The organism is Streptomyces sp. (genome assembly GCF_050698815.1).
Classification (GTDB): domain Bacteria; phylum Actinomycetota; class Actinomycetes; order Streptomycetales; family Streptomycetaceae; genus Streptomyces.
Window position 1 is genome coordinate 1 of record NZ_JBOHCV010000529.1, and the last position, 6,878, is coordinate 6,878.

At 72.1% G+C, this 6,878-nt stretch carries 8 protein-coding genes and 1 pseudogene; 7 read left to right on the top strand and 2 right to left on the bottom strand.

Features of this window, described 5'->3' with window-relative positions:
* On the top strand, positions 1-1,255 hold a 1,255-nt coding region (locus ACRDP3_RS19075; protein ID WP_431518175.1), incomplete at its 5' end, for a hypothetical protein.
* Positions 1,256-1,272: 17 nt separating this feature from the next.
* Here ACRDP3_RS19075 and ACRDP3_RS19080 read toward each other — a convergent pair.
* The gene (locus ACRDP3_RS19080) at positions 1,273-1,674 is read right to left on the bottom strand and encodes a VOC family protein (protein ID WP_431518176.1); all 402 of its coding nucleotides are present in this window, start codon (positions 1,672-1,674) and stop codon (positions 1,273-1,275) included.
* Positions 1,675-1,890: 216 nt separating this feature from the next.
* On the opposite strand from ACRDP3_RS19080, the gene ACRDP3_RS19085 reads away from it, so the two are divergent.
* The 3 genes from ACRDP3_RS19085 (at position 1,891) to ACRDP3_RS19095 (ending at position 4,929) form a co-directional block, all read left to right on the top strand.
* Positions 1,891-3,489 (top strand): ABC-F family ATP-binding cassette domain-containing protein, encoded by a 1,599-nt coding sequence (locus ACRDP3_RS19085; protein WP_431518177.1) that lies wholly within the window; start codon positions 1,891-1,893, stop codon positions 3,487-3,489.
* Positions 3,490-3,852: 363 nt separating this feature from the next.
* Positions 3,853-4,074, top strand: a complete 222-nt coding sequence (locus ACRDP3_RS19090; protein WP_431518178.1) for a helix-turn-helix domain-containing protein — start codon at positions 3,853-3,855, stop codon at positions 4,072-4,074.
* A gap of 75 nt (positions 4,075-4,149) precedes the next feature.
* Positions 4,150-4,929: an enoyl-CoA hydratase/isomerase family protein gene (locus ACRDP3_RS19095; protein ID WP_431518182.1), complete on the top strand. Its 780-nt coding sequence runs from the start codon at positions 4,150-4,152 to the stop codon at positions 4,927-4,929.
* On the opposite strand, the gene ACRDP3_RS19100 is transcribed toward ACRDP3_RS19095, so the two are convergent.
* The gene (locus tag ACRDP3_RS19100; RefSeq protein ID WP_431518179.1) at positions 4,926-5,744 is read right to left on the bottom strand and encodes a hypothetical protein; all 819 of its coding nucleotides are present in this window, start codon (positions 5,742-5,744) and stop codon (positions 4,926-4,928) included. The genes ACRDP3_RS19095 and ACRDP3_RS19100 overlap by 4 nt on opposite strands.
* Before the next feature lie 181 nt (positions 5,745-5,925).
* On the opposite strand from ACRDP3_RS19100, the gene ACRDP3_RS19105 reads away from it, so the two are divergent.
* The 3 genes and pseudogenes from ACRDP3_RS19105 to ACRDP3_RS19115 all read left to right on the top strand — a co-directional run.
* Positions 5,926-6,423, top strand: coding sequence for an Asp23/Gls24 family envelope stress response protein (locus tag ACRDP3_RS19105; protein ID WP_431518180.1), 498 nt, complete (start codon positions 5,926-5,928; stop codon positions 6,421-6,423).
* Positions 6,424-6,482: 59 nt separating this feature from the next.
* A complete protein-coding gene (locus tag ACRDP3_RS19110) occupies positions 6,483-6,671 on the top strand; it encodes a hypothetical protein (RefSeq protein ID WP_431518181.1) in 189 nt (62 codons plus the stop codon).
* A gap of 4 nt (positions 6,672-6,675) precedes the next feature.
* Positions 6,676-6,878, top strand: a pseudogene (locus ACRDP3_RS19115) (Asp23/Gls24 family envelope stress response protein); the annotation flags it as partial.

Here is a 6,878-nt window from a genome sequence, read left to right on the forward strand (position 1 = left end):
GGCTCGGGCGGCGCTCGCCGACGCCGTACTGCTCGCCCGCTGGGCCGAGCGGCACGGCGCGCTCTCCGGCTCCGGCCCGGAGTCCGAGCGGGCCGCCGGCGACCTACGGCTGCCCGCCGGGCAGGTACGGACGCAATGGGACCGCGCGCGCCTCGCCGGGCTCATCGAACTGCACGGTGAGACGGCCCGGCCCGGCTGGCGGCTGCGCGCCTGGGAGCGTGACGACAGCGCCGTCCTGCGCGGCTGGGTCGCCCTCTTCGACGCCTGGTCGCTGGCCTATCCCGCGCCCACTCCCGCCGACCCCGGGCTGGTCGCCGAAATCGTCGAGGCCGCACCGCAGTTGCTGTCGGTGATGCACCTGACCGCGGGGCCGGTCACCTTCCCCGCGCTTCGTGACCTGCTCGCCCGGCGCGTCGCCGAGCTGCGCGCCGAGCGCGACGGCGGGTCCGGTGCGGGGGATGCCACCGGTCACCTGCCCGATCTGTTCGACTGGGCGCTCGACTGGGCCCTCGACGGCTTCGCCGCCGTCGGCGCCCTGACCCGGTGCACGGACGAGACCGGCTCCTCCGACGAGGAAGGCGGCGTACGGCAGGGCTCGGCGGTGCTCACCCCGCTCGGCAACTGGGCGGTGTGGACCAAGCTCGAACAGATCTGTGTCGCCGCCCAGAGCCCCGCAGGGAACATCGAGCAGCCCGCACAGGACATGCTGCGCGGCTGCGCCCGGCTGAGCCCCGGTCCGGCCCGCGACGAGTACCGTGCCTGGCTCGCCGCCCGTTCCACCGGCACCGCCATCACCGAACTCCTGGGCGCGGCCCGCGGCGAGGACGCCCTCATCAGGGCGCTGGCCTTCGAGGCGCTGCGCGTGGTCGGGGCCCCCGCCGAGCCCGCGGTGCGGTCGGCGGCCGAGGAGCCCACTCTGCGTCCGTACGCCCTGCTCTGGCTGGCCGAGCTCGAAGGGGCCGATCCCGAGGATCTGGCCGGCGGCGCCCCGGGCGTGCTCACCCGGGAAGAGGCGACCTGGCTCTGGGTGGACACCGCCGCGGCCGTCACCGACCACGGCGAACAGCGGCTGCTGGTCGACCACCTGGAGACGGCCGTACAGGGCACCGTGCCCAAGCTGCTGGCAGAGGTACGCGCTCTCGGCCACCCGCGCACGGTGCAGGTGCTGGTCGCGCTGGCCGCCGCCCATCCCGACCCGGCCCTCGCCAAGGCGGTGCGCCGCGCGGCCTTCCAGGTGCACACCGGCGGCAGCTGACCCGCCGCGAGCCGCCGCTATCCGGGGAGCCGGGGTGCGTAGGTGCCGAAGCTCCAGACGTTGCCCTCCCGGTCCCGGGCCATGTAGTTCCGCGCGCCGTAGTCCTGTTCCGCGGGCTCCACCAGGATCTCGGCGCCTGCTTCGCGCGCCCGCGCACAGTGCGCGTCGAGGTCCGTCACCAGCACATAGGTCCCCGAAGGCCCCGCGTCCGTCATCGCTTCGGCGTAGTCGCCGCCCTTGCCCTTGGTGCCGACCATGACGGCGCCGTTGCCGTAGGCGAGTTCGGCATGCAGCACGGTGCCGTCCTCCGCTTCGTACAGTGCCGTCCTGGTGAAGCCGAACGCGGCCTCCAGTTGCGCGATGGCGGACTTCGCGTCGGTGTAGAGCAGTGTCGGATACAGCGTGGGTGCGTCGGCCATGCCACTCGCCGTCCTTGGTCAGAGGTCCGCTCACGGGACCGTGTACCCGTGCTTCGCGGTCTGGCACCCGGCGCTGTCAGTGCCGGAAACAAAGCGGTTGCGCGGCGCCGGTAGACTGATGCTCATGGCTACTCCGCTGACGCATTAGCGCCGTACGGGCGCTCCGCGCTCCCTCCGCACTCGTACGTACGCCCGAACCCCTGCCTGGAGTAGTCCGTGATCACCGCCACCGGCCTTGAGCTGCGCGCCGGCGCCCGCATCCTCATCGAGTCCGCCACCTTCCGCGTCGCCAAGGGCGACCGCATCGGCCTGGTCGGCCGCAACGGTGCGGGCAAGACCACCCTCACCAAGTGCCTGGCCGGCGAGGGCACCCCCGCCGCCGGCACCATCACCGCCGGCGGTGAGGTCGGCTACCTCCCGCAGGACCCCCGCACCGGGGACCTCGACGTACTCGCCCGGGACCGGATCCTCTCCGCGCGCGGCCTGGACACGGTCATCCGCAAGATGCGGGAGAACGAGGACCGTATCGCCCACGGTCAGGGCGGTACCCGGGAGAAGGCGCTGAAGAAGTACGAGCGCCTGGAGACCGAATTCCTGACCAAGGGCGGGTACGCGGCGGAGGCCGAGGCGGCCACCATCGCCGCCAGCCTCGGCCTGCCCGACCGGGTGCTGGGCCAGCCGCTGCACACCCTTTCCGGCGGTCAGCGGCGCCGTGTCGAGCTGGCCCGCATCCTCTTCTCCGACGCCGACACGCTGCTCCTGGACGAGCCGACCAACCACCTCGACGCCGACTCCGTCGTGTGGCTGCGCGACTTCCTGCGGACCTACCGTGGCGGCCTGATCGTGATCTCCCACGACCTGGCGCTGATCGAGACCGTCGTCAACAAGGTCTTCTACCTCGACGCCAACCGCGCGGCCATCGACATCTACAACATGGGCTGGAAGCAGTACACCGTCCAGCGCGAGGACGATGAGAAGCGCCGCAAGCGGGAGCGCGCCAACGCCGAGAAGAAGGCGTCCGCGCTCAACTCCCAGGCCGACAAGATGCGGGCCAAGGCCACCAAGGCGGTCGCCGCCAAGAACATGGCGCGGCGCGCCGAGAAGCTGCTCTCCGGGCTGGAGTCCGAACGGCGTTCCGACAAGGTCGCCAAACTCCGCTTCCCGGACCCGGCACCCTGCGGCAGGACGCCGCTGATGGCGGAGGACCTGTCCAAGTCCTACGGCTCACTGGAGATCTTCACCGGCGTCGACCTCGCCATCGACAAGGGCTCCCGTGTGGTCATCCTGGGCCTCAACGGAGCGGGCAAGACCACTCTGCTCCGGCTGCTCGCCGGCAACGAGGACCCCGACACCGGCAAGGTCGTCCCCGGTCACGGCCTCAAGCTCGGCTACTACGCGCAGGAGCACGAGACCCTCGACCCGGCCCGCACCGTGCTGGAGAACATGCGCTCGGCGGCGCCCGAGATGGATCTGGTCGCCATCCGCAAGACGCTGGGCTCCTTCCTCTTCTCCGGGGACGACGTCGACAAGCCCGCCGCGGTGCTGTCGGGTGGCGAGAAGACCCGGCTCGCACTGGCGACGCTGGTCGTCTCCTCGGCCAACGTGCTGCTGCTGGACGAGCCGACCAATAACCTCGATCCGGCCAGCCGCGAAGAGATCCTGGGCGCCCTGCACACCTTCACCGGCGCCGTTGTCCTGGTCACCCACGACGAGGGCGCGGTCCAGGCGCTGGAGCCCGAGCGCATCATCATGCTCCCGGACGGGGTCGAGGACCTGTGGAGCGAGGATTACGCCGACCTCGTCGCGCTGGCCTGACCCGGCCTGCGGGCCGCTTCCCTGTCTTGATCAATCTCTTCTGGATCATTCGGCCGACCGTTGATCCTTCATCTGAGTGAGGGCGGCTCGTACCCCGGCGTGCCCACGCGCCGGGCGTGCGGGACTGTGCCAGGCGCCGTCCGGGCTGCCGGTGCGCGGCGGGCTACTCCGCTGACCTGCCCGTTCGCCGGTGCTGAGCGTCGGCGGCGGGAATCCCGGCCCGTCGGATCCCCGGCGCGGGCGGAAACAGACAGTCGCGCTCCGCTCACGGCAGTTGGACGGACCTTGCCGAATGGGTGGCCAGAAGCAGGGGGAGGGGTGATCATGAGAGTCACAAAGCGCACTTCCCATGAGGAGGCACGGGTGGCCGAGACTCTGAAGAAGGGCAGCCGGGTGACCGGCACCGCGCGCGAAAGGCTCGCGGCAGACCTCAAGAAGAAGTACGACGGTGGTGCGAGCATCCGGGCGCTGGCCGAGGAGACAGGCCGTTCCTACGGGTTCGTGCACCGGATGCTCAGCGAGTCCGGTGTGGCCCTGCGCGGGCGCGGCGGAGCCACACGAGGCAAGAAGTCCGCCTCGGCCTGACGGGACTTCCTGGCATCCACCCCGGTGGTTACTCTTCGGTTAACTTACCCGCGGAGTAACCACCGGAGGATGTCGATGACCCTGCTGGACAAGGACGGCGTACGCCTCACCGTGGACGGCGCCGTCGCCACGGTCACGCTCGCCAATCCGGCCAAGCGCAACGTCCAGTCGCCCGCCCTGTGGCGCGCGCTGACCGAAGCGGGGCGGATCCTGCCCGGTGACGTACGGATCGTGGTGCTGCGTGCGGAGGGCCGGTCCTTCTCCGCCGGCCTGGACCGGCAGGCCTTCACGCCCGAGGGCTTCGACGGTGAGCCGTCCTTCCTCGATCTGGCGCGCGGCTCCGACGAGGCTCTCGACGCCACCATCGCGGAGTACCAGGAGGCGTTCACCTGGTGGCACCGCCCCGATCTGATCAGCATCGCCGCCGTGCAGGGGCACGCCATCGGTGCCGGATTCCAGCTGGCACTCGCCGCCGATCTGCGGGTGTGCGCCGAGGACGTGCAGTTCGCCATGCGGGAGACCGGCCTCGGCCTGGTCCCCGACCTCACCGGCACCCACCCGCTCGTGGGGCTCCTCGGCTACGCCCGCGCGCTGGAGATCTGTGCCACCGGCCGTTTCGTGCACGCGACCGAGGCCGAACGGACCGGACTCGCCAATCTGATCGTTCCCGCCGCGGAACTCGACGGCGCCGTCAGCGATCTGTCGGCGGCGCTGCTGATGGCACCGCGGGACGCGGTGATCGAGACCAAGGCCCTGCTGGCGGCCGCCGCCTCGCGCACGTACGAGGAGCAGCGCACGGCCGAACGGGCCGCCCAGGCCCGCCGCCTCCGCGACCTCGCGGGCCTTGCCGACTAGTACGACGTCTCCGGAGGCGGGTCGATGGCGCTGACCAGTACCGCGACCGTCACCGGCCCGGCCGGTTCCACGGCGTCCCATGCCGCCGCCTTCGTCGCCGCGTGCCGCACCGCGCGCGCGACGTCGAGGGCGCGGGACCCTTGGGTGACCGCGATCTGGATCTGCACATGCCGGCCTTCTTCGGCGCCTTGACGGGTCTCCGTGACGCTCACCGCCTCGGCGCCGTCGCCGGCGGCACCGCCGCGCGCCCACCCCAGCGCCGGCGCGAGCCTGGCCACGCCGGGCACCGCGAGGACTGCTTCCGCGGTCGCGATGCCGCGCGGACTGTCCGCCGGTGCGGGTGGCCGTTCGTCGGTCCGGTGCCGCCGCGCTCCCGGACCGCCGGCGCCGGAGCCCGGGCTGCCGGGCCCGTCCAAGCCGTCCAGCAGGTCCGTCACCCGCAGGTCCGCCGCGGCCACCCGCAGCCCCAGCTCCTTGTCGGCGGCCGTCAGGAGCACGCCGCGCAGCCGGTCGCCCACCGTCGGGAGCGGCGCGTCCGCGCTGGTCGCGAAGTCGGCGTCGAGGTGGAGGGGGCCTGGCCGCAGTGCGGACGGCGGCGCCGGCACCGCCGGGGGAGCGGCGCCGTCGGGGTCGGCCAAGGAGATCCGCAGAGTACCCAGCCGCACCTCCGGAAGAGCACCCGCCGCAGCGTCCCGCAGCGTGGCGACCGCCGCGGTCTCCGCCAGCCACGCCCCGTCCGCCGCGTCTCCCAGGGGCAGCAGCCGGCCGAGGCCGAGTTGCTGCCGTACGGCCTGTGCCAGCCGGTCAGCGGCCATGTGCGCATCCCCTTCACTTCTCCGGTCCGTTTCCGCACCAGCTTGGCGCAGGCAAGGCGCCGCGGGCCGCGAGCCTCACCCGTTCGGGTGGGTGCGCGCAGGGCGAGCGGGTGCGTATCCGCCTAATGTGGCACGAGAGCGGCATTTGACCGCTCCCTCTCCTCGGAAAGGTGTGAAGGCGATGTCCGAGACCACCACCAGCAACCGTTTCGAGACCCCCGGCCACGGTTCGACCAAGGCAGCCCACGACGGCGCGCCCGAGACCCGCCGGGGCAAGACCGACCCGGGAAGCCGGGGACGGACCACCATCGCCGATGGCGTCGTCGAGAAGATCGCGGGCCTGGCGGCACGCGACGTGGTGGGCGTGCACGCGCTGGGCGGCGGCCTCACCCGTACGTTCGGGGCCGTACGCGACCGGGTCCCCGGCGGCAGCAAGTCCGCCGCACGCGGCGTGAACGCCGAGGTCGGCGATGTCCAGACGGCGCTGGACCTGGAGATCGTCGTCGACTACGGGGTCGCCATCTCCGATGTCGCGCGCGCCGTGCGGGAGAACGTCATCACCGCCGTCGAGCGGATGACCGGCCTCGAGGTCGTCGAGGTCAACATCGCGGTCAGCGACGTCAAGCTGCCCGAAGAGGCGGAGGGCGAGGAGGAATCGGAACGGCCGCGACTGCAGTAAGCAGCCGCTGTGCGGGCAACAGGAGCTGTACGGATGTGCACTGAGCGAAGGAGCGCACGATGAGCATGGCCGTGATCGGCTTGATCGCAGGGATGGCGCTGGGCTTCGCCGGGTACTTCGGCGGCTTCGGTGCCTTCGTGCTGGTGGCCGCGCTGGGTGCCATCGGCTTTGTGGCGGGCCGCTTCCTGGACGGCGACCTGCAGGCGGGCGATTTCTTCCGCGTCCGCGACGAGAGCCGGCGCAGGTGACGCCGTGACCGATACGGCGGTGGACGCCGCCGAGCGGGGCGCGACCAGGATCGTCGACAAGGTTGTGGCCAAGGTCGCGGCGCAGGCCGCGCGGGAAGCGCTGCGCACCCAACCCGCCACTTTCCACGTTCCGCCCGGGCGCCGGTACCGGCCGCGTGCGACGGCGGATGTCCGGGAGCGGACCGCGCGGGTCCGCGTCATCGTCGA

What these genes read in the sequence shown, in the direction of transcription:
- ACRDP3_RS19080 (WP_431518176.1), bottom strand. Translation starts at nt 1,674, where the DNA reads ATGGCCGACGCACCCACGCTGTATCCGACACTGCTCTACACCGACGCG.
- ACRDP3_RS19095 (WP_431518182.1), top strand. Translation starts at nt 4,150, where the DNA reads ATGACCCTGCTGGACAAGGACGGCGTACGCCTCACCGTGGACGGCGCC.
- ACRDP3_RS19100 (WP_431518179.1), bottom strand. Translation starts at nt 5,744, where the DNA reads ATGGCCGCTGACCGGCTGGCACAGGCCGTACGGCAGCAACTCGGCCTC.
- ACRDP3_RS19105 (WP_431518180.1), top strand. Translation starts at nt 5,926, where the DNA reads ATGTCCGAGACCACCACCAGCAACCGTTTCGAGACCCCCGGCCACGGT.
- ACRDP3_RS19110 (WP_431518181.1), top strand. Translation starts at nt 6,483, where the DNA reads ATGAGCATGGCCGTGATCGGCTTGATCGCAGGGATGGCGCTGGGCTTC.